General features: G+C 41.1%; 20 protein-coding genes. All 20 read left to right on the top strand.

What is annotated here, in order from left to right; genetic code table 11:
• The first annotated feature begins 1 nt into the window (after nucleotide 1).
• Nucleotides 2-1,540 carry a sensor histidine kinase gene (locus tag ACOI22_RS06855; RefSeq protein WP_420671269.1) on the top strand — a complete coding sequence of 513 codons (1,539 nt, stop codon included), beginning with the start codon at nucleotides 2-4 and terminating at the stop codon, nucleotides 1,538-1,540.
• Nucleotides 1,541-1,674: 134 nt separating this feature from the next.
• Entirely contained in the window at nucleotides 1,675-2,799 is a 1,125-nt protein-coding gene (locus ACOI22_RS06850) for a beta-ketoacyl-ACP synthase III (RefSeq protein WP_420672332.1), read from the top strand.
• A gap of 5 nt (nucleotides 2,800-2,804) precedes the next feature.
• Nucleotides 2,805-4,850, top strand: coding sequence for an XrtA/PEP-CTERM system histidine kinase PrsK (gene prsK / locus ACOI22_RS06845; RefSeq protein ID WP_420671268.1), 2,046 nt, complete (start codon nucleotides 2,805-2,807; stop codon nucleotides 4,848-4,850).
• Nucleotides 4,847-6,214 (top strand): PEP-CTERM-box response regulator transcription factor, encoded by a 1,368-nt coding sequence (gene prsR, locus ACOI22_RS06840; RefSeq protein ID WP_420671267.1) that lies wholly within the window; start codon nucleotides 4,847-4,849, stop codon nucleotides 6,212-6,214. The genes prsK and prsR overlap by 4 nt, the downstream gene beginning before the upstream one ends.
• A gap of 26 nt (nucleotides 6,215-6,240) precedes the next feature.
• Entirely contained in the window at nucleotides 6,241-6,966 is a 726-nt protein-coding gene (locus ACOI22_RS06835; RefSeq protein WP_420672331.1) for a glutathione peroxidase, read from the top strand.
• A 17-nt stretch (nucleotides 6,967-6,983) separates the two neighbouring features.
• Entirely contained in the window at nucleotides 6,984-8,048 is a 1,065-nt protein-coding gene (locus ACOI22_RS06830) for an alpha/beta hydrolase (protein WP_420671266.1), read from the top strand.
• A gap of 188 nt (nucleotides 8,049-8,236) precedes the next feature.
• On the top strand, nucleotides 8,237-9,010 hold the full coding sequence (locus ACOI22_RS06825) for a SapC family protein (protein ID WP_420671265.1): 774 nt from the start codon (nucleotides 8,237-8,239) through the stop codon (nucleotides 9,008-9,010).
• Nucleotides 9,011-9,532: 522 nt separating this feature from the next.
• The gene (gene mraZ / locus ACOI22_RS06820; RefSeq protein ID WP_420671264.1) at nucleotides 9,533-9,991 is read left to right on the top strand and encodes a division/cell wall cluster transcriptional repressor MraZ; all 459 of its coding nucleotides are present in this window, start codon (nucleotides 9,533-9,535) and stop codon (nucleotides 9,989-9,991) included.
• Nucleotides 9,988-10,920 (top strand): 16S rRNA (cytosine(1402)-N(4))-methyltransferase RsmH, encoded by a 933-nt coding sequence (gene rsmH / locus ACOI22_RS06815; protein WP_420671263.1) that lies wholly within the window; start codon nucleotides 9,988-9,990, stop codon nucleotides 10,918-10,920. The genes mraZ and rsmH overlap by 4 nt, the downstream gene beginning before the upstream one ends.
• Nucleotides 10,917-11,237 carry a cell division protein FtsL gene (gene ftsL, locus ACOI22_RS06810; protein WP_420671262.1) on the top strand — a complete coding sequence of 107 codons (321 nt, stop codon included), beginning with the start codon at nucleotides 10,917-10,919 and terminating at the stop codon, nucleotides 11,235-11,237. The genes rsmH and ftsL overlap by 4 nt, the downstream gene beginning before the upstream one ends.
• Nucleotides 11,237-13,033, top strand: coding sequence for a peptidoglycan D,D-transpeptidase FtsI family protein (locus ACOI22_RS06805; protein WP_420671261.1), 1,797 nt, complete (start codon nucleotides 11,237-11,239; stop codon nucleotides 13,031-13,033). Before ftsL ends, ACOI22_RS06805 begins: the two co-directional genes overlap by 1 nt.
• Complete coding sequence (locus ACOI22_RS06800; protein ID WP_420671260.1) at nucleotides 13,020-14,594, top strand: UDP-N-acetylmuramoyl-L-alanyl-D-glutamate--2,6-diaminopimelate ligase; 1,575 nt, start codon at nucleotides 13,020-13,022, stop codon at nucleotides 14,592-14,594. Before ACOI22_RS06805 ends, ACOI22_RS06800 begins: the two co-directional genes overlap by 14 nt.
• A complete protein-coding gene (locus ACOI22_RS06795; RefSeq protein WP_420671259.1) occupies nucleotides 14,591-16,030 on the top strand; it encodes a UDP-N-acetylmuramoyl-tripeptide--D-alanyl-D-alanine ligase in 1,440 nt (479 codons plus the stop codon). The genes ACOI22_RS06800 and ACOI22_RS06795 overlap by 4 nt, the downstream gene beginning before the upstream one ends.
• Nucleotides 16,030-17,112 carry a phospho-N-acetylmuramoyl-pentapeptide-transferase gene (gene mraY, locus ACOI22_RS06790; protein ID WP_420671258.1) on the top strand — a complete coding sequence of 361 codons (1,083 nt, stop codon included), beginning with the start codon at nucleotides 16,030-16,032 and terminating at the stop codon, nucleotides 17,110-17,112. Before ACOI22_RS06795 ends, mraY begins: the two co-directional genes overlap by 1 nt.
• 5 nt (nucleotides 17,113-17,117) lie before the next feature.
• Nucleotides 17,118-18,494: a UDP-N-acetylmuramoyl-L-alanine--D-glutamate ligase gene (gene murD, locus ACOI22_RS06785; RefSeq protein ID WP_420671257.1), complete on the top strand. Its 1,377-nt coding sequence runs from the start codon at nucleotides 17,118-17,120 to the stop codon at nucleotides 18,492-18,494.
• Nucleotides 18,491-19,702 carry a cell division protein FtsW gene (gene ftsW, locus ACOI22_RS06780; RefSeq protein ID WP_420671256.1) on the top strand — a complete coding sequence of 404 codons (1,212 nt, stop codon included), beginning with the start codon at nucleotides 18,491-18,493 and terminating at the stop codon, nucleotides 19,700-19,702. Before murD ends, ftsW begins: the two co-directional genes overlap by 4 nt.
• On the top strand, nucleotides 19,695-20,798 hold the full coding sequence (gene murG, locus ACOI22_RS06775) for an undecaprenyldiphospho-muramoylpentapeptide beta-N-acetylglucosaminyltransferase (RefSeq protein WP_420671255.1): 1,104 nt from the start codon (nucleotides 19,695-19,697) through the stop codon (nucleotides 20,796-20,798). Before ftsW ends, murG begins: the two co-directional genes overlap by 8 nt.
• A complete protein-coding gene (gene murC / locus ACOI22_RS06770; RefSeq protein ID WP_420671254.1) occupies nucleotides 20,799-22,274 on the top strand; it encodes a UDP-N-acetylmuramate--L-alanine ligase in 1,476 nt (491 codons plus the stop codon).
• Nucleotides 22,267-23,214 (top strand): D-alanine--D-alanine ligase, encoded by a 948-nt coding sequence (locus ACOI22_RS06765; RefSeq protein WP_420671253.1) that lies wholly within the window; start codon nucleotides 22,267-22,269, stop codon nucleotides 23,212-23,214. The genes murC and ACOI22_RS06765 overlap by 8 nt, the downstream gene beginning before the upstream one ends.
• A complete protein-coding gene (locus ACOI22_RS06760) occupies nucleotides 23,215-24,021 on the top strand; it encodes a cell division protein FtsQ/DivIB (protein ID WP_420671252.1) in 807 nt (268 codons plus the stop codon).
• The last annotated feature ends 6 nt before the right edge of the window (nucleotides 24,022-24,027 follow it).

The raw sequence follows: 24,027 nt of genomic DNA, 5'->3' as shown, positions 1-24,027 counted from the left end.
TATGAAAATATCTTCAGAAATTTTAAATTTGCACCACGATGTTACGTGGCAAAAAGAATACGGCTTAAATGAGTCACAACTTAAAAAGTTGCTGATGAAACCATGTGTACGCATGATGGATTTACTAGGTGCCAGCGGTGCGTACCTTAATTTATTTAATGACCGCGATGGTGCTGATTTTTTTGTTGGTGAACAAGTTCAAAACAAAGCAGCCCTACATTCACTTTGGGCAAATAAAGATCTGAGTAAGCGCTTTGAGTGGTTTACGCCGGCGTCTAATAATGCGCTAATTGAAAATGTAAACTTGCAATGTGATGGACAGGATATTGGGTTTGTATTATTTCTTTTAATAAGTGATATAAAAAATAATATAAATGGCTATTTCGTATTCTACGGTGGGCAAAGGCGCGAAAATTGGGAAACGCTGGGTTCAGCACTTATGATGTTTGAAGATGCAATTATTGATAAATTATTGCTACAAAAAAATATTCGCCTAAATCAAGACCAAAAAGAACTGCAAATACTCATTGCTGACACCCAAACGCATGCCATTTTTGCAAAAGATAAAGATTCAAAAATTGTGTTTGCAAATGATTTGTTTATGTCTTTTTACCCGCCAGAAATGCAAGATAAGGTAATTGGTTTTACGACGGCCGAAGACTATGAGCCGCAGCAACGAGAATTATTTTTACAAGATGATCAACAAGCATTTAACGAAGGCGAAAAACGGGTTGTTGAAACGATTGATTTCCCTTCCGGTGAAAGAAAAGTGCTAGAAACCACTAAGAAACACTTTGTAACTCGTGAGGGCGAGGACTACATACTTGGTGTGGCGTATGACTTAACGCAAAAATACGAACTTATAGAGCTGCTAGAAAAGAAAAATGCTGATTTAGATAAAATAGCAAGTTTAATTGCCACCGATCTTCGCACTCCTGCACTGGCTATGATGAAACTACTAAGGTGGTTGAAAGAAGATTTAGCTCATGTAGATTTACCGGATGTACACGAACATGTAGAGCAATTAACTCAACGTACAACGCGAATAAACAAGCTATTAGGCGCATTGTACAACTACTGGTTCGCTGGCAGAGATAAGCACAGAAATGGCAGTGTGGTACTTACCACTATGTCAGTAGATTTACTGGGCGACTTAAAAGCCCCAAGTAATGTGCGAACGACGATTGATGATGTTAAATTTGAAATACCGCTGCCACCGTTTAAAACAGTTTTAAAATGCATCATGTGCAATGCAATTGAACACAGCAATACTGATGAGCTAACTATTGGGATAGATTATCATAGCGAAAAGGACCATCATGTGATTACATTATGTGATAACGGAAAAGGCATAGCTGATGAAAATGCAGAGCAAGTATTCAGTTTGTTTTACAGCACTAAAGATTCTAATGCGTCTGAAGTATATGGGTTGGGGCTAGCCATTGCGCGCAAAATAGTTGAAAGCTATCAAGGAAGCCTTACGCTTGATACCAGCTACTCTAAAGGCGCTAAGTTTGTAATAAAGTGGCCTCTTCATTAAACATACTTGAACCCATACTGACTAAAGACTACTATTACCGATACGCTAATAAAGACCGCACAACAAGCTAGGCTCTTTATATAAAAGCAGTTATCAATTTACACGGGTGATTTTTCGCCACTACATTAGGATTAATCATGCAGCAAGTTGTACTAAGCGGTTCTGGTTTATGGACACCTCCTCACAGTATCAGCAACGAAGAATTAATTGGTTCATATAACGAATATGCCGATTATTTTAACCAAGAAAATAAAGCCGAGATTGAAGCGGGTACGCTTGAAGCAATGCCGCATTCAAGCGCCCCATTCGTAGAAAAAGCATCGGGCATTAAAAGTCGTTATATTTATAGCAAAGAGGGGGTGCTTGATATTCATCGAATGCGTCCCCTTTTACCAGAACGCGCTGACGACGAATTATCATTACAAGCAGAGATCGCCGTTAAAGCCGCTAAAAAAGCACTTGCGGCGGCTAATAAGCAGGCCAGTGATATTGATGCGGTAATTGTGTCATGTGCATATACTCAGCGTTCATATCCAGCAATTGCGATTGAAGTACAAGAAGAACTGGGTATCAAAGGCTTTGGTTTTGATATGCTTGTGGCATGCTCTGCCGCGACCTTTGGTATGCACCGAGCTTACGAAATGGTGGCAGCTGGAACGGCAAAAGCTGTGTTGGTAATTAACCCAGAATTAGTTTCGCCACAAATAAACTATAAAGACCGTGACAGTCATTTTATTTTTGGTGACGTGGCCACTGCTACCGTACTAGAAACGGCCGAAACAGTCACGAGTGACAACGCGTATAATATTTTAAGCACTAAAGCCTTAACGAAATTTTCAAATACTATTCGCTCAAACTTTGGGTATATGTCGCATGCCACTGACGCTGACCCATACGGACCTGATAAGCTATTTCATCAGGAAGGACGCAAGGTATTTAAAGAAGTTTGCCCGCTAGCGGCGCAACATATTACGGAACATTTAGCTAAGCACGAATTAGTGCCCGAAAACCTGCGTAGATGGTGGTTGCACCAAGCAAATATAAATATGAACACGCTTATTAGTAAGCGTTTATTAGGACGCGAGGCTAATTTAGATGAAGCGCCAGTTGTCCTTGACCGCTATGCAAACACTGCATCCGCGGGTTCAGTGATTGCGTTTAATTTGTATAATGAAGACTTAGTTGCGGGTGACTACGGTATTTTGTGTTCGTTTGGAGCCGGTTATTCAATAGGAAGCTTGTTGCTTCAAAAAAGGTAAGACGTTTGATATTTGATATTGGTTATGGATTAACCGCTGCCGGTTATTTAGTGCTTATATTTTTGCTAATGGTGGTCAGGAAAGCAGGCCTTGCTAAAACATTGCTATTAGCGGCCACCACCATAACCTGCTTGTGGTCAGTAGCGCATATCAGCCTTGTGGGGTGGGTTACTGACATATCTCAATATGCACAACTCGATAGTGTTCGCCTATGGATTTGGACCTTGTTTTTAGGCGCATGCCTACACAAAGAGTTTACCTCGGTTTGGCAAATGTTCAGCCGGCCCATACCCTTAATAATGATGATTCTGCCCACTCTGTCGGTAGCAATATCTGTATTCAATCCATTTTCACCTTCTCTGCAATATCTTATATTTACGTTAGTAACCGTTCAGATGCTGGTTGTGTTAGAACAGGTTTTTCGTCAAGCGGGTGAGCAAAAATGGGCATACAAACCCCTCATTATTTATTTAGGCGCGCTTACCACGTTCGACTTTTTTACCTACGCTAATGCAGCTATGGTAAATAACTTGAATTGGAGCTTCTTTGCGGCTCGCGGATATATCTATTTAGCCCTTTTACCTTTTCTGATTCTAGCTATTCGCCGCATACAGCAATGGGGGATTGACATATTTGTGTCACGGGAAGTGGTGCTCCATAGTACGCTGTTAATGCTATCAGGCGCATACCTGATGATCATGGCATTGCTTGGATATATGGTGAAATACTTTGGTGGGCAGTGGGGCGTGCCTATTCAAATAGTGTTATTTCTAATTTCTATTGTATTGCTGGCAAGTTTGTTTTTATCCAATGAATTTAGGACTAAACTAAAAGTATTTATCACCAAAAATTTCTATGCTAACCAATTTGACTACAGAGTAGAGTGGCTAGCCTTGACAAAAACCTTGTCAGCGGAAAATAAATCTCTAGCTGATATTTATCACACAGCACTTGTGGGTTGGGTGCAGGGCATTAAGTATGAACAAGGCTTATTATTTAAGCTTGAAAATAACCTTACTTCCTGTGTGGCGAGTATAGGGAACGTGCAAGCTAGTGAGCTAGAAATAATTGAGTCTTATAGCCATCATTTACGCACATACTTTACTAAAAAAGACTGGATTATAGATTTTGATGAAATGCGTATTAAACCCGAAATGTACGCTGATATTGATAATCGAAACAATATGATAGCTAATTATCCCTTTCATTTCATGATCCCCGTTTATAACAACAATTCACTATGGGGAATGGTGTGCGTAAATACCAAAACCGCTGACAAACACACCTTGAACTGGGAAATTCGCGATTACCTACTTGCCGTAACCGAGCAAACCGCTCACTTTATTTTTCAGGCTGAAAGTAATCAAACATTATCTGAAAATGCAAAATTTGCCGCATTTAATAGAATGTCGGCGTTTGTAGTACATGATCTTAAAAACGTGCTGGCACAAATTAATTTGCTCCTAGCCAATGCAAAACAACATAAATCAAATCCAGAATTTATTGATGATACTTTTGAAACCTTAGAGCATACAAAAGCACGTATGGATAATATGCTTAAGCAGTTAATGGATAAGTCAATTGATCAAAACACGAATACCGAAGCGGTAAATGTTTCACAATTAATTGAATCGGTCATTGAATCAAAATGCCAAGGCTTATTGCCTATACCTCAGTTTACCGGTGAAAAAAATGTTATGGTTTCTATAGATGCAGAGAAATTTGCCAATGTTTTGTATCATTTAATTAATAATGCTCAGCAAGCAACCGATAACAATGGTGATATATCAATTGATGCAACTCAACAATCGCATCAGATTATGATTAACATTATTGACAATGGTGAAGGTATGTCACAATCTTTTATAGAAGAAAGATTGTTTACACCATTTGAAACAACTAAAGGGAATGCAGGTATGGGAGTTGGTGCTTATGATGCAAAAAACTTTTTACAAAGCATTGGTGGCAATCTAGTGGTAAAAAGTGAATTAGGTAAAGGCAGTTGCTTTACTCTTTACATTCCAGACGCAAAGGACGAAGAAGACAAATGAGTAAGAAAGGAAAAGTACTGGTCGTAGATGATGACTTAGGGATTCAAAAACAACTGAAATGGGCTTTGACTGATTTTGATGTAACATTTGCTTCAGACAGGCCATCTGCAATCTCGCAACTTCGACGCGTAGAACCTAGTGTGGTTACGCTAGATCTTGGCCTTCCCCCTGACCCAACTAATGCTTCAGAAGGCTTATTAGCCTTACAAGAAATACTCTCATTAGCCCCCCACACTAAGGTTATTGTTGTTACTGGAAACAATGAAAAACAAATAGCTTTAGATGCCGTTAAGTTAGGTGCTTATGACTTTTATCAAAAACCTATTGATAGTGACATTATAAACTTACTGATTGAGCGTGCTTTAAGTTTAGCTGAACTTGAATTCGAAAATAGGATGTTGGGTAAAGCGCAAACGAGTATGGGGCGAATTGTAGGCAACAGTGACGCAATTGTAGGTGCGAGCCGAAAAGCCGAGAAAATAGCGCAAACAGACATCAGTATTCTGCTACTAGGTGAAAGTGGCACCGGTAAAGAAGTATTTGCGCGAAGTATTCATGAACACAGTAATCGTAAAGATGAACCCTTTATTGCTATTAACTGTGCATCTATTCCAGAAAATTTACTTGAAAGTGAATTGTTCGGGCATGAGAAAGGTTCATTCACCGGCGCGAATAAAACGGTTATTGGTAAAATAGAGACTGCGCAAAAGGGCACACTGTTTTTAGATGAAATTGGTGATATGCCCATGGGCTTACAAGCCAAACTATTGCGTTTCTTACAAGAGCGAGTGATTGAGCGCATTGGTGGACGCAATGAAATTCCAGTAGATGTACGTGTTATTTGTGCAACTCACCGTGACATTCCTGAAATGGTTAAAGACCAATCTTTCCGCGAAGATTTGTTTTACAGAGTGGGCGAAATAAATATTATGATTCCGCCCCTAAAAGACCGTGATGATGATGTAGTATTGCTAGCAAAAACCTTTTTAAATATGTATGCTCAAGATTATAAATCAAGTGTTAAAGGCTTCAGCCAAGAAGCTATTAATGCCATGTTAAATCATTCTTGGCCTGGCAATATTCGCGAATTACAAAATAAGATTAAATCGGCCGTTGTGCTAGCCGAGGGCAGTTATGTTGACGCCGTTGATTTAGATTTAACTAACACAAGCGCACCGAAAGAAGAACTCGTGTTTAATTTACGTGAAGTGCGAGAAAATGCCGAGAGCAAGGCAATTAGAAAGGCCTATCATCAGGCTGAACAAAATATGTCGAAAGCGGCTGAATTACTGGGAGTTACTCGCCCTACGTTGTATTCGTTAATAGATAAATATCATTTAGAAGATTTAAAAAACAATACTTAGGAGACAATATGACACATCCTGTAGATATGCCGAGCAAAGTAGGTGAAAGCGTACCAAAAGTTAGTTGGCCAACACGTGTAGGTGAAGAGTGGAAAACGCTTACTACCGACGCGCTTTTTAGCAACAAAAAAGTCATTGTTTTTTCTTTACCGGGCGCATTTACGCCAACGTGTTCGTCTACTCACTTACCCCGTTATAATCAATTGGCAGGAGTGTTTAAAAAGCTAGGCGTTGATGACATTGTATGTATGTCGGTAAACGATACTTTTGTTATGAATTCTTGGTTAGCTGACCAAGAAGCTGAAAATATTACGGTAGTGCCTGATGGCAACGGACAATTTACCGATGGTATGGGCATGTTGGTTGATAAATCAGATATTGGCTTTGGTAAGCGCAGCTGGCGTTATTCTATGCTTGTTGAAAACGGTGTGGTTAAAAAAATGTTCATTGAACCGAATCAACCGGGTGACCCGTTTGAAGTATCAGATGCCGATACTATGTTAGATTATCTTTCTCCGGGCGAAAAAGCCCCGCAGGAAGTTTCTTTATTCACTAAGCCTGGCTGCCCATTCTGTGATAAAGCTAAAGCACTATTAAGTGACAAAGGCTTCACTTACGAAGAAATAGTGCTAGGTAAAGGCGCGTCTCTAGCTTCTTTAAAAGCAATTAGTGGTCGTGATACAGTGCCTCAAGTATTTATTGGTGGTAAGCATATAGGTGGAAGCGACGACCTTGCTGCCTACTTTGAATAATACTAACGAGACTTAACATGACCTTAGTTAATGGATTAAAGGCAGCATTTGCTGCCTTTTTTGTGAGTGTTTCAAGTGCGCATGCCGAAACGCTTACATTGGAGCAAAAAAAACAATTTTCGAATATTTATAGCGATGAGTTAAATGGCGTATATGCGTGTTCTAAGAATACGGCCCTTGAATATGGCTTGTGTTCAAAATCTTTAAAAAACGATGGCCACGCGCCAATGGTATTATTGCCAAAAGGGACGTCAAAAGGCGTAGTCGTTATTTTACATGGCCTTAGTGATTCTCCTTTTTTCGTAAGTTCTCCAGGTGAATTTTTACAGAAACAAGGATATGTGGTCATTTTACCGCTTAATTCTGGGCACGGTAAAAAAGATGCAAGTTTCGATATGCGCGATGACAAACTTCAACAGCGTTGGTATGCACATTTTGACCAAATTATAGCGTTCGCCAAAACATTTGATGGCCCCTTGGCCTTGGGCGGCTTTTCAACTGGCGGCGCCCTAGCTACGCGCTATGCACTTAATCATCCCGAAGAAGTAAACGCCTTGGTATTATTTTCGGGCGCCTTGGCTCTTAGTAGCTCGGCCGAAACCTTATCAAAGATTTGGGGAATTAAAAGCCTCGCGAAATGGATAGACGGAGACTACGAAACAATGGGGCCACACCCTTACAAATATCCAAGTGTAGCCGGATATTCTGCCTTGGTACTGATGGATGTAATACGTGATGTTCGTGCTAAACTTGAAGAGGATAAAGATAACGATGTGCAAATTACTTTACCCATTTTTGCAGCTCACTCTATGGCCGATACGGTCACGCCATTTGAGGGAGTTGAATCATTAACCGAGCAGCTAAAGGGAGAGCATGTGGTATTTAAGATTGATGAGTCTTATGACTTGTGCCATGCAAATGTCCCTATTAGCCAAGTTCAACTAATAGGGCTGCAGTTTGATAAAACGCAGGTGAATCAGTCAGAACGATGTGCGCTACCCACATATAACCCCCTACATGCCCAAATGTTGATGTTACTTAATGATTTTTTAGCAAGGCATATGGTAGATACAAAACAATAAAAAATATTCAAAACAGGTGCTTAGCAAATATGTATATTCAGGCACCTTTAAATAGTGTTTTTTTTAATGTTAATATTTGGTTATGCAGTGACTTTTAAGGGCTTTTACGCCATACTGTACCTCCATTTAAAAAAACAAATCGCAGTCGGGAAGTTGGCTGAGAAAAAAACATAACAGAGAAGTTTACAATGGCAATTAATTATATTCCGCTTGATAAAGCCAAGCACAGCGCACTAAAAATCATTCCTAAAATTAACTTTGATTTAGTGAGCAAATCTCATCTTGCTGCAGCCACTATACGTGAGTTTGCACAATTATCTGGCAGCATGCCGCTTGTGTTTATTGAAGATCCAAATACCAAAAACGTGCACACTGTTGCTATGTTAGGTTTAGAGCAAGGCAATAACTTGTTCTTTAACGAAGATCGCTGGCAGGGTCCTCATATTCCGCTAAATATTCAGCGTTACCCTTTCGATATTCGCCCTGATGGTGAAAAATTAGGCGTATTCATTGATGAAAACAGTGACCAAATTTCTGACGAAGGCGAAGCCTTGTTTACAGAAGATGGTGAGCCAAGTGAATTGTTGAAAAACCGTCAGCAATTCTTAGGTGACTTAGCTAACAGTGAAGTTCAAAACCAACGTTTCATCAAGCAAGTTAAAGAGCTTGATTTACTAGAAGAAATTACATTGCGTGTTCAATACCGTTCTGGACAAGTTCGCAATGTAACGGGTGTTTTGTCTATCAATGAAAAGAAACTAGTAGAACTAGATGATGACAAAGTACTTGCTATGCATAAAGCGGGCTACTTAGGCGCAGCTTACTCTATGATGCTTTCTTTAGGCCAATTAAATCGTTTGGTTGAACTAAGTAGCAAAACAGATAATCCTGTTCAAGCTATTCAAATTAGCCAAGCAAGCAACGCACCCGCTGAAGAACAACAGCCAGAAGCGACGGCTTAATAGCGCCTGTAAAAGCACTAAAAGAAACGCGAAAATTGGTAAAAGCGCAGGAATGAAAATTCCTGCGCTTTTTTATTTCTATTCCATTTATTCAATAGTACAAATTTACTATTTTCACTTCTGGGCTTCAACGCAAGCTTAAAAAATATTAAGTTTGTCCGAGCCTCATTTTTACCCATTACACGTTCAAGAATCATTCAACTAAGTTTTTCTTACCATCATTAATATACAAATCATGCACTTGGCGAACGTAATAAATTATAGGGTGATTATTCACTTAGCCTCTTTTAATTTTGTAGCTAAAACGTCGCTCAAAAAAGAGCCACAACGCTGTAAAAAAACTTGACATTAACCATGAAAAGTCCCTAAACTGTCAAAAAGTGGGTAAAAGTGGCAAAAAAGGGTTTAGTCTGAAGTAAAGTGGTAAAAATGTGTCATAACTGGCTCATCAACATTCGCATCAGGTTAAAAGATAAAAACAATAATATTTACAGCTACTAACAATAAAATAGGCTAGGGGTAATGTTCCGCGGCGCTAACGCAATCAATCTTGACAACAAAGGTCGACTGACGATACCCACGCGATATCGTCAATCCCTTATGGATGATTGCCAGGGACAACTGGTGTGCACTGTTGATAATAGACAAGCCTGTTTGCTACTTTACCCGCTTCCCGAATGGGAAGAAATTGAGCTTAAGCTCAGTAAGTTTTCTACCATGAATCCTGACGAACGTCGTATTCAGCGTTTGTTAATTGGTTATGCAACCGAAGTTGATATGGACAAAAGTGGGCGAGTTTTAGTAGCTCCCACACTGCGTCAATATGCAGGTTTAGAAAAAGAGATTATGCTAGTAGGTCAGCGTAATCGTTTTGAAATTTGGCAAGAAGACACATGGAATGCACAAGTTGCAGAAGATTTAAGTGTTGAAAAAGCCGGCCAATATGAGCAAACGGAAAGGCTTCAGGACTTCTCGCTATGAGCGAATTAATACACCACTCTGTTCTACTGAGTGAATCAGTAGACGGACTTAACATTGACCCTAACGGGGTTTATGTAGATGCCACTTTTGGACGGGGCGGCCATAGTCGAGAAATTTTATCTCGTCTTGGCGAGCACGGACGCTTGGTTGCTTTTGATAGGGACAAAGCCGCCATAGACGCCGCCCAGCCATTTTTATCTGATCCCCGCTTCAGCATTCACCATTGTGCCTTTGCCAATATGAAAGTCGTAATAAACGATTTAGGTTTATACGGTTTAATTGACGGTATCTTAATGGATATTGGTGTTTCATCCCCTCAATTAGATGATGCAAGCCGTGGGTTTAGTTTTCAAAAAGACGGCCCTTTAGACATGCGCATGGATACCGGTTCAGGTATGAGCGCTGCACAATGGTTAAACTGTGCATCTTTAGAAGAAATCGCAAAAGTAATAAAGCAATATGGCGAAGAAAAATTTGGTACTCGTATTGCTCATGCTGTTATTGAACAGCGCGCAATCAAGCCTCTTGAAACCACCGCCGAATTTACCAAATTAATTGATCAAGCAGTACCCGTAAAAGACAAACACAAGCACCCAGCCACGCGAACTTTCCAAGGCGTGCGGATTTTCATAAATGGTGAGTTGAAACAACTAGAGCTGGGTTTAAGTGAAGGTGTTGACGTGCTTAAGTCGGGTGGACGCCTTGCGGTTATCAGTTTCCATTCGCTTGAAGATAGAATGGTTAAGCGCTTTATTAAAAAGCAATCGCAAGGTAAGCAATATCCTAGCAAACTGCCAGTTGCACAAGAATTACTTGATCAAGGAAAAGTCTTAAAGCCTATTGGCAAAGCAATAAAACCCAGCCAAGCTGAAATAAATAAAAACGTGCGAGCGCGAAGCTCGGTTTTACGGGTGGCAGAAAAGCTATGAGTAAAACGGTCACGAAGTTTAATTTGTTGATTTTAATAATGTCGGACTTGAGCCGGCATTTGTTTCTTATAATATTGTACTTTTTAGTGGTTGCCAGTGCGCTGTCAGTAGTGGTTAGCGCGCATAAAAATCGCCAATTAATGATAGCCCATGAGCGTTTAATTCAAGAAAAAGACTCGCTAGACGTTGAATGGCGCCACCTTATTATTGAACAAAGCTCGTTAACTGAGCACAATCGAATTGAGCGGATGGTTGATGAGAAGCTAGGTATGCGCAGACCAACCCGCGAAGACGAAGTGTTATTGAGGGTTAAATAATGACGGTTGCAGCTACACTTCAAAAACCGCGTAAGCGCAACGGCAACCGCAAAGCCAATGCAAAAAACGGCCAAGCAAAACCTAAACTAGCACCTAGTTTTTTACAATGGCGTTTTTTGCTTGTATTAGCTTGTGTGATTTTTGTATTTGTAGCCCTAGCTGCAAGAGCGGCATTTATTCAAGTAATCCAACCTGATGATTTAATTGAACACGGTGACAACCGCACAATCAGAGTGCGTGATATTCCAAGCTACAGAGGCCTAATTACTGACCGAAATGGCCAGCAGTTAGCGGTAAGTGTGCCAGCCCAAGCAATTTATGCTGACCCTAAAATTATTCATGACAATGCCGCCCTTGATGATTTGCGCCGCTGGGATGCACTAGGCGAGGTATTGAATATAGACCCTAAAAAGCTAGTTAAACGGGTGTCGAATCCAAAGCGTAGGTTTGTTTATATTCAGCGCCAAATTACGCCGGCAGTAGCTAAATTTGTTGAACAACTTAAAATTCCAGGTGTGTTTTTACGTAACGAAGCGAAGCGCTATTACCCTGCCGGAGAAACCTCGGCCCATATTTTGGGATTTACCGATGTAGACGATAAAGGCATTGAGGGAATTGAGCGCTTATATAATAAATGGTTAACCGGCACTCCTGACAAACGACGCATTCGCCGCGATGCAAATAACCGCCAAGTAGAAATTTTAGAGCAAGAAGCCGGTAAAAAAGCGCAAGATATCAAGCTAACCATTGACCAACGAATTCAAGCCATTGCCTATCGTGAAATCAAAGAAGCGACTGTTTTGTACCAAGCTACGTCTGCCTCTGTTGTAGTGGTGGATGTGCACACCGGTGAGATTCTTGCGCTGGCGAACACGCCATCGTATAACCCTAATAATCGCTCTACAGTTTCTAGTTACCGCGTTCGTAACCGAGCAATTACCGACGCATTTGAACCAGGCTCGGTCTTAAAGCCACTTGCCGTTATTGCTGCGCTAGAAAATGAATCATATGAGTCTGACAGTATTATTGACACATCGCCTGGTTGGAAGCGATTAGGTGGTAGCCGCGTTGAAGATTCAAGAAATTTAGGCGAAATTAGCTTGTCGGAAGTGCTTAAATACTCAAGTAATATGGGTATTTCAGAGCTGGCGCTTTCAATGCCAAAAGAAGTGCTAATAGATTTTTACTACAACTTAGGCTTAATGAGTGATACCGGCACCAATATGGTGGGCGAAGAAGATGGTATTTTCCATGAGCGCTCTAGGTGGTCACAACATGAAATAGCCACTTTATCATTTGGCTATAATATTTCGGTGACTGCCATGCAGTTAGCTAGAGTATATGCCACTATTGCAAATGGCGGAATGAAGCGTCCACTTAGTATTGTTAAAGACATGAACGCAGAAGTTTACCCCGACCGCGTTATATCTGAGCAAGTGGCACATGATGTGTTACTCATGATGGAAACAGTGACAGAAAAAGGCGGCTCTGGTTATAAAGCGCGTGTACCTGGATACCGAGTGGCTGGTAAAACGGGTACGAGTAAAAAGGCGGTAGCAGGTGGTTACGGTGAAGAATACGTGAATATATTCGCTGGCATAGCCCCCGTGTCTGACCCACAAATTGCAGTTGTTGTACTCATAAATGAGCCTGGCGGTGATTTCTACTACGCGGGTGATACCGCCGCACCAGTGTTTTCTAAAGTGGTCAGCAATACGCTACAAATGTTGAATACTCCACCTGATGCCATGAGTGTTGATGTGGTATTAGAGCGACAGCTTCATGCAGGGCGTTAATTCTACCCTAGAAAAGCTGTGCTTGGAGATTAGTCCAAGTGGCAACTTATTCACGCAGCTCAAGTTTGCTCTTACCAGCATAAGTTTCAACGAAGAACTTACGTCTATTAGTCTTGATAGCCGCAATGTAAATGATTCAAGCATCTTCATAGCGCTTGGCGGTAGTTCCAAAAATGGGAATGATTATATTGATGACGCTTGCAACAATGGCTGCAAAGTAGTTATTAGCCAAAACAATGAAGCTAAATTACCTAGTGTGAGTATTACGAGTAGCAAACAAGCCCACGCTTACGTACTCATTCATACGCAAAACTTATCTTCTAAATTAGGCGGCATAGCGCGCGCATTCTATCATTATCAAGATGCAGTTAAGTTATGTGCTATTACAGGCACTAATGGTAAAACCTCGGTGGCAAACCTTTATGCACAAATGTGCAGCTTACTTAGTTTTCCAAGCGCAAGTATTGGTACTTTGGGGGTCAACAAATTTACCAATGGTAATGTTTCTCTATTTAACGAAACTATTAACACGACCCCTGACATTGTATCTACGGTCACGCACTTACACCAACTTTCCAAACACAGTGTTGAACATGCAGCAATAGAAGCGTCTTCACACGGATTAACACAAGACCGTTTGCAGTCATTGGTGGTTGATACAGCTATTTTTACCAATTTAAGTCAAGACCATCTTGATTATCATGGTGACATGGCAAGTTATGGTGAGGCTAAGCGCTTACTTTTAAAAGCAGATGGTTTAAAAAACCTAGTACTAAACGCTGATGACGAAGAATCAGATAAATGGCAACAAAGCGTAAATAGCGATGTAGATGTGTATTGGTATTCAGTAGACAAGCCTGAATTTTTTGTTGAAGCAAAACACAAAGGCTGTTGGGTGAGTGAGATCGATTTCACTCCAAAGGGTAGCACTTTTATGCTGCATTCAAGTTGGGGGCATTCGCCTGCTAAAATTGCATTAATTGGCCCGTTTAATATTGCCAATGTTTTAGCTTCCATTACCGCCTTACTGGCGCAACAATTTGAATTTGATGAAATTGTTAAATACATTCATTTATTAAGTGGCGTTGCTGGAAGAATGGAACTTTTTGTCAGCACGAAGGCCAGTATATTGGTAGACTATGCACACACACCCGATGCACTGAAACAAGCTCTAAAGGCTGCGCGCAAGCACACCCCAGGAAAGCTAGTGTGTGTATTTGGTTGTGGCGGTGACAGAGATACCTCTAAACGCCCAATTATGGGAAGTATAGCGTGTAAATACGCCGATGAAACGGTGTTAACACAAGACAATTCAAGAAGCGAAGATCCTCAAATAATTATAAATGAAATTTTGAGTGGTTTCGCTTCAAGTAAAAATGTACGAATAGAATTAGAACGCGAGCAAGCAATAAAAATGGCATGGCAGAATAGTTGTAGTAAAGACATGATAGTAGTAGCCGGCAAAGGGCACGAAACCTATATGGAATTAGGGGACGAACGGATTACCTATAATGAGCGAGAAGTTGTTCAATCTATTATAAACAATGGGGCTAAATTATGATTACAGTTTCATTAGCTTGGATTGCACAACAGGTAAACGGTGAGTTACTAAACGTAAATAGCGCTGATGCAGCAGCCCAAGTTATCATTAAAAACGTAAGCACAGATACTCGCGATATAAAGCCTGATGATTTATTCATTGCTTTAGTAGGGCCTAAATTCAATGCCCACGATTACTTAAATACGGCCGCGCAAAAAGGCGCTGCTGCCGTCATCGTTAGTCAAAAAACCAATACGCATTTACCCGCCATAATGGTAAGCAATACGACTATTGCGCTAGGCCTATTAGGAAGCGCGGTAAAACAAAAAGTATCCCCTAAAACTGTTGGTATTACCGGCTCAAGCGGCAAAACTACCGTAAAAGAAATGGTGTATTCCATTTTAAGCCAACGCGGTAAAGTGTTAGCAACCAAAGGCAATTTCAATAATGATATTGGCGTGCCTTTAACCTTGCTTCGTTTAAATGAAGAACACGAGTATGCGGTTGTTGAAATGGGCGCGAATCATCAAGGTGAAATAGAATATACCTGCGGCCTAGTTAAGCCTGACGTAGCCACCATTGTAAATGCAGCCCCTGCTCATATTGAAGGCTTCGGCAGTTTGTTCGGTGTAGCGCGCGCTAAAAGTGAAATTATTAAAGTGCTCGCACCAGATGCAGTAGCTATCCTTAACCATGATAGCCAGTTTTATGAATTCTGGAAGGGCAAATCTTCCACCGAGCAAATTTTAACGTTTTCGTATGAAAGCGAACGCGGTGACTTTCATGCTAATAAAGTGTCTATTAATGCTGAGGGCTGCGCTGAATTTGAGTTAATCACACCTATTGGCAGCGCTGCTATAAGATTACGTGTGCCCGGCATTCATAATGTGGGTAATGCGGTAGTAAGTGCAGCTTTATCCATTAGTGTGGGGGCTAATTTAGCGGATGTAAAAACAGGCTTATTTGCCATGCAGAGTGTGGCAGGGCGCTTAGGTGTAAAAGTTATCAATGAGAGCATTAAAGTTATTGACGACACTTACAACGCTAACGTGGGTTCAGTGAAAGCCGCTATAGATTTACTCAGTAATTTAGAAGGCTTTAGGGTATTTGTATTTGGTGACATGGGCGAGTTGGGCGATCAAGCCGCTATGTACCATGAACAAATAGGCGAATACGCTGCTGAGCATAATATTGACGCGTTAATTAGCTGCGGTAAATTGAGCGCCCATGCTAGTTCTGCTATGCAGAATAAAGGTATGGCATGTGCTGATGCACAAGAAGGGTTTGATGCCTTATTAAAATTGATTGCTCCCATGATTCAAAATGGGGCCCTAGCAAAAGAAAAAACCAAAGTGACCATTTTAGTTAAAGGTTCACGAAGCGCTCGAATGGAGCAAGTAGTAGATGCACTTTGTGCATTTGATTTTGGACCTAATATAAAGAAGGAGCCTAAATAATGTTAATTTGGCTCGCCGAATGGCTAACCCAATTTGAAAGCGGCTTTAATGTTGTTTCTTACCTTACCCTGCGTGCAATTTTAAGCACGCTCACCGCTTTAGCAATTGCCATTTTAATTGGGCCTAAAATGATTAAGTGGTTGCAGAATATGCAAATAGGGCAAACCGTTAGAGATGATGGCCCGCAAAGCCATTTATCTAAATCAGGTACCCCTACTATGGGCGGCGTACTAATTTTAGCCGCCATTTTAACCAGTTGTTTATTGTGGGCTGATTTAACAAATACTTATGTATTGGTCACGTTATTTGTAGTGGTGAGCTTCGGTATAATTGGTTTTATTGATGACTACAGAAAAGTTGTTCGCAAAGATCCCAAAGGCTTAATAGCCCGCTGGAAGTACTTTTGGCAATCGGTAATAGCATTGGCCGTGGCATTTTTCCTATTTATTAATTCAAGCCAGGCAGAAGAAACAGCGCTGTTGGTCCCCTTTTTTAAAGAAGTCATGCCGCAATTAGGCTTATGGTATTTGGTGTTAACTTACTTTGTTATTGTAGGTACCAGTAACGCCGTAAACCTAACTGATGGCCTTGATGGGCTTGCCATTGTGCCGACTATTTTAGTCGCCGGTGCTTTTGCTATATTTGCTTACACTACTGGAAACATAAAGTTTTCTGAATATTTAAACATCCCCTTTATTCCCATGACCAGCGAACTGGTAATTGTTTGTACGGCAATTGTGGGGGCAGGATTAGGCTTCTTATGGTTTAACACTTACCCAGCACAAGTATTTATGGGCGATGTAGGTTCATTAGCACTGGGCGGAACATTAGGTGTTCTTGCTGTGTTAGTTCGCCAAGAAATAGTGCTATTTATAATGGGGGGGATATTTGTTGTTGAAACCCTGTCAGTTATTCTGCAGGTAGGAAGCTTCAAGCTGCGCGGCAAAAGAATTTTTCGAATGGCACCTATTCATCACCATTATGAGTTAAAGGGTTGGCCTGAGCCGCGAGTTATTGTTCGTTTTTGGATAATCTCGATAATTTTAGTGCTTGTTGGTTTAGCAACACTTAAGTTGAGATAACGAAAATGAACGTGCAAGATAGTCATCAGTACTGTAACCAACACATAGCCTTAATTGGCTATGGCGTAACGGGAAAAGCATGTGCTGATTATTTGCTTGCAAAAGGCGCTAACTTAGCTATTTTCGACAAAGCTGACTTATCAAAGCAACTAAGTGAAAACCATCAACAAGCAAGCACTCACAAATTGCACGAACAAAGCGATTTAAATGCTTTCGACCAAGTAGTAGTAAGCCCCGGCGTAAACCTATGCCAAGCATTTATTCAAAAATTTAAGGCAACAGGCAAACCGGTTATAGGCGATATAGAGCTATTTGCGGTAGAAAACACATGCCCCGTGATTGCTGTTACCGGTTCTAATGGAAAAAGTACTGTGGTTGATATGCTAAGCAAGGCTATAGCGGCTGCAGGCTTTAAAGTAGGATTAGGCGGTAATTTTGGCCGCAGCGCATTAACATTATTAGACCAAGGCTTTGACTACATTGTGCTTGAGCTTTCCAGTTTCCAACTTGAATCTACTCATAGCTTGCAGCCTAAAATAGCGTGTGTATTAAATGTTAGCCCAGATCATATTGACCGTCATGGCAGCATGCAGGCCTATACTGATGCAAAACTGAGTATTTATAACAAAGCAGATCATGTTATTTATAATCGGGATGATGAAAAAACCTTCCCGCTAAAATATACAAATCAGACCCAGGCGAGCTTTGGCTTGCAACAAATACACAGTGAAAGCGCTACTGCTCCTTCTTTATTTCAAAACGCCGAAGGCATTTGGATTAATACCAACTTGCTACTGAGTGCCGCTAAAATTGACAATGTGAATCAGCATCAATTACTCAATATGCAAGTGGTACTGGCTTGCGCTATGCACTTACAATTGCCTCTTCAAACAGTGGTAAAAAGCCTAAGTGCTTATAGCGGTTTGGCTCATCGTTTTGAACGCGTGTTGCTAGAGCAGGGGGTTGAGTGGATTAATGATTCAAAAGCCACTAATCCTGGAGCATGTATTGCAGCACTAGAATCGTTAGTGAGTAAAAATAAAGCCATTATTTTAATTGCTGGCGGTGATAGCAAAGGCGCTGATTTAAGCGAACTAACAAGTTTTATAAACCAACACGTTAGTTTGCTAATTTTAATGGGCAAAGATAAACACTTATTTACCCACACAGGGGTAGATTTCAAACTTGCCAATAATATATCGCAATGCGTAGAATTTGCGCAAACTGCTGCGTATGACTTGAAACTAAGCGAAGAGCGTGATGTAGCGGTTTTATTGTCACCCGCTTGTGCAAGCATAGATATGTTTGATAACTATCAACATCGCGGAAATGAATTCGCACAAGCAGTAAACGTTTTAGCTAAAGAGGTGGTGAGCCCATGAATTCACAACTTTCTTTGTTAGAATTATTTGCGGCTAAACATGACAAGCCGCGCAGTTCATACAACTTTCATTTAATTCTGGTAGCGGTAGCGCTAATGACAATTGGCTTTGTGATAATTACATCAGCCTCTATGCCCATTGCTGATCGCCTTCACGCAAACCCGTATTATTTTGCCAGCCGCCACGGTGTTTATATTCTATTGGCACTAGCCGTGGGGCTAATTACCTTAAACTTGCCCATGCAATTTTGGCGCACCAGCAACCCGTATTTAATGCTGGCAGCTTTGGCCATGTTAGTGGCGGTTTTGTTCATTGGTAGAACGGTTAACGGAAGTACCCGATGGATAGTAATAGGCCCTATTACGATTCAAGCCGCCGAGCCTGCTAAGCTATTTTTCTTTTTGTATTTAGCAGGTTACTTAGTTAGACGTTACGAACAAGTGAACGAAGGTGCAAAGGGTTTCTTTAAACCCCTATTTGTATATGGTTTGTTTGCTGGCTTGCTTTTAATGCAGCCCGATTTAGGAACCGTTATTGTGATGTTTACCACCACTCTTGCTTTGCTATTTTTGGCAGGGGCAAAACTGGTGCAATTTTTTGGGCTCATTTTCACCGGTATCACTTCGGTTGTATTTTTAATTGTGTATTCAGAGTATCGGCGAAATCGAATTATAGGTTTCCTTGATCCCTGGGCTGACCCTTTTGGCACCGGCTATCAGCTGACCCAATCGTTAATGGCATATGGGCGAGGTTCCTGGTTGGGGCAAGGTTTAGGTAATAGCCTTCAAAAATTAGAGTTTTTACCCGAAGCGCATACTGATTTTATAATGGCAATTCTTGCCGAAGAATTAGGTTATATAGGCGTGTTAGTGGTATTGCTATTAATGTTTTATTTGATTGTAAAAGCCTTGCGCTTAGGTAACACCGCACTTAGCAATGAGCGCCCCTTTGAAGGCTTTACGGCTTATGGCATTGGTATTTGGTTTTGTTTACAAACGGCAGTAAACATTGGTGCAAGTACAGGTATGCTACCAACCAAAGGACTTACTTTACCGCTAGTAAGTTATGGGGGCTCCTCGTTAATTATAATGTCTATTGCTGTTGCCATATTAATTAGAATTGATTTTGAGCTTAACGTAGACGGTGTTCAGGCTATTCCTCGAAAACCAAAGGCTAGCAAATCTGCACCTGGAGAGCCTAATGAATAAGCTTGTTATTATGGCCGGTGGAACCGGTGGTCATGTATTTCCTGGATTAGCGGTTGCGCATAAAATGCAGTCTTTAGCTTGGCAAATAGACTGGATAGGTACAGCTGACAAAATGGAGGCACAATTAGTACCTGAGCATGGCTTTCCCATTCATTTTATAGACATTGGTGGAGTGCGCGGTAAAAGCGCGATAACTAAATTACTCACACCTATTAAATTATGCCACGCGGTTTTTCAAGCTTTTCGCTTATTAAGACGTATTAAACCCGATGCTGTTTTAGGTATGGGCGGGTATGCCAGTGGCCCAGGTGGCCTGGCAGCATATTTGCTGGGTATCCCCATTATTATTCATGAACAAAATGCTGTTTTTGGTATGACAAACCGCTACTTAACAAAGCTCGCAAGGGCGACTTTGTCTGGTTTTGACTTATCAAATAGCCAAAATGCGGCAAGTAAAAACATAACGGCTACATTTGTAGGAAACCCCATTCGCGAGGCCTTTTTCCAAATCCCGGCGCTTTCTTCTATTTCTCGTGAAAATAATGCGGTCAATATTTTAATAGTAGGTGGGAGTTTAGGCGCGCTAGCGCTAAATGAAAATATACCGCCTATTTTAAATAGATTAAGCGAAAGCCTTAATATTAATGTGCGGCATCAATCAGGAAAAGGTAAACTAGAAGCTTTGCAACATGTTTACAAAGATGAATGTAAAGCTGAGTTACTTGAATTTTTGCCAAACATACAAGATGACTTTGCGTGGGCTGATATTATTATTTGTCGAGCCGGTGCGCTAACCGTAGCTGAAGTAGCAGGCGCGGGCCGTGCAGCTATATTTGTGCCCTTACCTATTGCTGTAGATGATCACCAAACGGCAAATGCAAAAAATTTAAGTGACAAACAAGCCGCAATATTGCTTGCGCAAAAAGATATAGATAGTGGTTTAGAAGATATTCTTCGTAAACTTTGTACTGATAAAAATTATAGAATTGAAATGGCTGCAAAAGCGCGACAGTGTGCCATAAGTGATGCCACGGAAAAGGTCGCAAGCGTAATTGTTGAAAATACGCTTAAGCGCAGCAGTAAGGAGCCCTCTTAAATGGATAGTAAAGTAAATAATTGGACGCAGCAGCCGCACAAAATGCGAGCCGTTGAACATATCTATTTTGTTGGCATTGGTGGCGCTGGTATGGGTGGCATAGCCGAAGTTATGGTGAATCTTGGTTACAAGGTAAGTGGCTCTGATCAACAAGCTAACAATATGACCCGCCGCTTATCAAGCATGGGCGTAACGGTTTACATAGGCCACGAAAAAGATAATTTAAGTGCTGTTGATGTACTTGTAGTGTCATCTGCAATATCAAGCACAAACCCAGAAATAATTGAAGCACAATTGCAACGCATACCTATTATTCGACGCGCACAAATGCTTGCTGAATTAATGCGCTTTCGCTACGGAATTGCAATTGCAGGAACTCACGGTAAAACCACTACTACCAGTTTGATTTCAACCATATTCACTCAAGCCGAGCTTGACCCCACGTTTGTGATTGGCGGTTTACTTAACAGTGCAGGCACAAACGCAAAGTTAGGCGTGAGCAAGTATCTTATTGCTGAAGCCGATGAAAGTGATGCATCGTTTTTACATTTACAACCTACCGTGTCGGTTATAACCAACATAGAGCCTGATCATCTAGAAGCCTATGACGGTGATTTCAATAAAATGAAACTTGCCTACGTAGAGTTTTTACATAACCTGCCATTTTACGGCTTGGCCGTGTTGTGCGGTGATGATGATGTGATTCAAGAGCTAATTCCTCGGATTGAACGAAAATACATTACCTACGGCACTGATGAGAGCAACGATTATGTCGCGACTAATATTACTTATGGTTTGAACACCAGCCAGTTTACGGTAATTCGTAAAAATTTAGCACCAATAAATATAAGCCTTAACGCAACCGGTATACATAATGTCAAAAATGCGACAGCAGCTGTGGCAATAGCTACAGAAGAAGGTGTTGATGATACTGACATTTTATCTGCGTTAAAGTCATTTGCTGGAATAGGGCGTAGGTTTCAAATTTTAGGTGATTTTGCTGTACCGGATAATCAACAAAAAGATATTAAACTTACCTTAATTGATGACTATGGACATCACCCAACTGAAGTTGACATGACAATTGCTGCGGCTCGCAGCAATTGGCCTGATAGACGCTTAGTCATGGTGTACCAACCACATCGATATACGCGAACGCGTGACCTCTACGAAGATTTTGTAGCGGTGTTGTCTAAAGTCGATGTGCTTTTGTTATTAGATGTTTATGCCGCTAGCGAATCGCCAATAGAGGGGGTGGATAGTAAATCCTTGTGCCGCTCTATACGACAACGCGGCAAAGTAGACCCTATATACGTAGGCCAGCCAGAGCAACTGTATAGCGTTATGCAAGACGTGCTACAAGACGAAGACACTGTGTTTTTACAAGGCGCTGGAAATATTGGCAATATTGCACAAGAGCTAGCTAAACATCAATTTGATTTATCTGTTTTAGCGAGTAAAGAAAACGATGAATAAACTTAGTCAGCAACGAATTGAAGAATTTGGCAAGGTTGCCGTTTTATTAGGCGGGACTTCTGCTGAACGAGAAGTAAGCTTAGCGTCAGGAACGGCTGTGTTAAATGCTTTGCGTGATGCTGGCATAGATGCGCATGGCTTTGATCCAAAAGACAGGAACGTATGTGATTTACGCCAAGATGGCTTCGACCGAGTATTCATTGCCTTGCATGGGAGAGGGGGGGAAGACGGTACAATTCAAGGCACGCTTGATTACTTACATTTACCCTATACAGGATCGGGTGTAACTGGCTCGGCTCTTGCAATAGACAAAGTGTTAACGAAATTAATTTGGCACGCGCAACAGTTACCCATTGCACCTTATAAAGTGGTTGTGCAAGATTCATTTGAGCCCACTCATTGCGCTTCTATTTTACAAGAATTAGGTGGCCAAGTGATGGTGAAGCCTAGTTTAGAGGGTTCTAGCCTAGGCATGGCCAAAGCTAGTAACGAAAATGAGCTAAGGCAAGCGATTGAAACGGCCTTTAAATTTGATAAAAAAGTGCTTATTGAAGCGTTTATTACCGGGCCAGAATACACTGTATCCATTCTAGGTAATGAAGCCTTGCCGTCAATCAGTATGAAGCCCGCCGAAGGTTTTTACGATTACGATGCAAAATACAATAGTAATTCTACGCAGTACTTTTGCCCCAGTGGTTTAAGTGAAGAAGATGAGCGCAATATTCAGTCAATTGCTTTAGAAGCCTTCACCTCTTTACAAGGCAAGGGCTGGGGACGAGTTGATTTGATGCGCGATAATAACGGACAGTTTTACTTACTCGAAAGTAATACGGTACCGGGAATGACAAACACAAGTTTAGTGCCTAAAGCCGCCAAACAGGCGGGCTTGAGCTTTACTGAACTCGTAATAGCAATTTTAATGCAGACATTAGAGGACTAAATGACTAGCGAAACAGTTCCAGCCAAGGTGGAAGAGCCTGAGCTGAAAACGGAAGTAAAGAAGGCGCCAATTGCCGTTGGCTTGCCCGTATTTATTTTTGTTTTATTTGGACTGATTTACGCAGGTTTTTGGGCCAGCTCATGGTTGCAAGATGAACAACGCCTGCCAGTGCAAGAAATTGTATTTAGTGGGAACTTAAAGCAACTATCGGCGCCTGAATTAGAACGAATTGTAAGAAAGGATGCGAAAGGCAGTTTTTTTGCGCTGGATGTAAATCAAGTTCATCAATTAATGGAAGAGCAGCCGTGGGTGTTTTCCGCTTCAATAAGAAAGCGTTGGCCAAGCAAATTATACATTCACATTATTGAACAAACGGCGGTAGCAAAATGGAACGATGATTTACTGCTTAACCGATACGGAGATACATTTGAGGGTAGAATCCGGTATCAAACAAATACTGAAAACGTAGTGGATAGTTTGCCTCAATTGTATGGCCCGGGAGGCAGTGAAAAAACCGTGTTGACAGGCTACACACACATGCAACGATTGCTAAATGGCAGCGGCCAACAAATTAAGCAATTAGTATTGAGTGAGCGTTTTGCATGGCAAGCTAAACTGGGCAATAACATGGTATTAAAGTTAGGAAGGCAAGAGTACATAAATCGTTTGCAGCGTTATATTGATGTTTACCCCCTAATAACAAAACAAGAAAAACCGGTGAAGTATGTAGATTTAAGATACGACACGGGTTTAGCGGTTGGCTGGCATGAAAGTGCCAATGTAAATCAACCAAGAAATAATACGTAAAGGACG

The sequence above is a fragment of the Glaciecola sp. 2405UD65-10 genome (assembly GCF_048820975.1).
Taxonomy (GTDB): Bacteria; Pseudomonadota; Gammaproteobacteria; order Enterobacterales; family Alteromonadaceae; genus Glaciecola.
The sequence above is the reverse complement of the archived record's forward strand: the minus strand, read 5'-3'. Positions and strand labels throughout refer to the sequence as shown.

What these genes read in the sequence shown, in the direction of transcription:
- ftsL (WP_420671262.1), top strand. Translation starts at nt 10,917, where the DNA reads ATGAGTAAAACGGTCACGAAGTTTAATTTGTTGATTTTAATAATGTCG.
- ACOI22_RS06855 (WP_420671269.1), top strand. Translation starts at nt 2, where the DNA reads ATGAAAATATCTTCAGAAATTTTAAATTTGCACCACGATGTTACGTGG.
- rsmH (WP_420671263.1), top strand. Translation starts at nt 9,988, where the DNA reads ATGAGCGAATTAATACACCACTCTGTTCTACTGAGTGAATCAGTAGAC.
- ftsW (WP_420671256.1), top strand. Translation starts at nt 18,491, where the DNA reads ATGAATTCACAACTTTCTTTGTTAGAATTATTTGCGGCTAAACATGAC.
- ACOI22_RS06805 (WP_420671261.1), top strand. Translation starts at nt 11,237, where the DNA reads ATGACGGTTGCAGCTACACTTCAAAAACCGCGTAAGCGCAACGGCAAC.
- murC (WP_420671254.1), top strand. Translation starts at nt 20,799, where the DNA reads ATGGATAGTAAAGTAAATAATTGGACGCAGCAGCCGCACAAAATGCGA.
- mraY (WP_420671258.1), top strand. Translation starts at nt 16,030, where the DNA reads ATGTTAATTTGGCTCGCCGAATGGCTAACCCAATTTGAAAGCGGCTTT.
- ACOI22_RS06800 (WP_420671260.1), top strand. Translation starts at nt 13,020, where the DNA reads ATGCAGGGCGTTAATTCTACCCTAGAAAAGCTGTGCTTGGAGATTAGT.
- ACOI22_RS06825 (WP_420671265.1), top strand. Translation starts at nt 8,237, where the DNA reads ATGGCAATTAATTATATTCCGCTTGATAAAGCCAAGCACAGCGCACTA.
- mraZ (WP_420671264.1), top strand. Translation starts at nt 9,533, where the DNA reads ATGTTCCGCGGCGCTAACGCAATCAATCTTGACAACAAAGGTCGACTG.
- murG (WP_420671255.1), top strand. Translation starts at nt 19,695, where the DNA reads ATGAATAAGCTTGTTATTATGGCCGGTGGAACCGGTGGTCATGTATTT.
- ACOI22_RS06835 (WP_420672331.1), top strand. Translation starts at nt 6,241, where the DNA reads ATGCCGAGCAAAGTAGGTGAAAGCGTACCAAAAGTTAGTTGGCCAACA.
- ACOI22_RS06765 (WP_420671253.1), top strand. Translation starts at nt 22,267, where the DNA reads ATGAATAAACTTAGTCAGCAACGAATTGAAGAATTTGGCAAGGTTGCC.
- ACOI22_RS06795 (WP_420671259.1), top strand. Translation starts at nt 14,591, where the DNA reads ATGATTACAGTTTCATTAGCTTGGATTGCACAACAGGTAAACGGTGAG.
- prsR (WP_420671267.1), top strand. Translation starts at nt 4,847, where the DNA reads ATGAGTAAGAAAGGAAAAGTACTGGTCGTAGATGATGACTTAGGGATT.
- ACOI22_RS06760 (WP_420671252.1), top strand. Translation starts at nt 23,215, where the DNA reads ATGACTAGCGAAACAGTTCCAGCCAAGGTGGAAGAGCCTGAGCTGAAA.
- ACOI22_RS06830 (WP_420671266.1), top strand. Translation starts at nt 6,984, where the DNA reads ATGACCTTAGTTAATGGATTAAAGGCAGCATTTGCTGCCTTTTTTGTG.
- murD (WP_420671257.1), top strand. Translation starts at nt 17,118, where the DNA reads ATGAACGTGCAAGATAGTCATCAGTACTGTAACCAACACATAGCCTTA.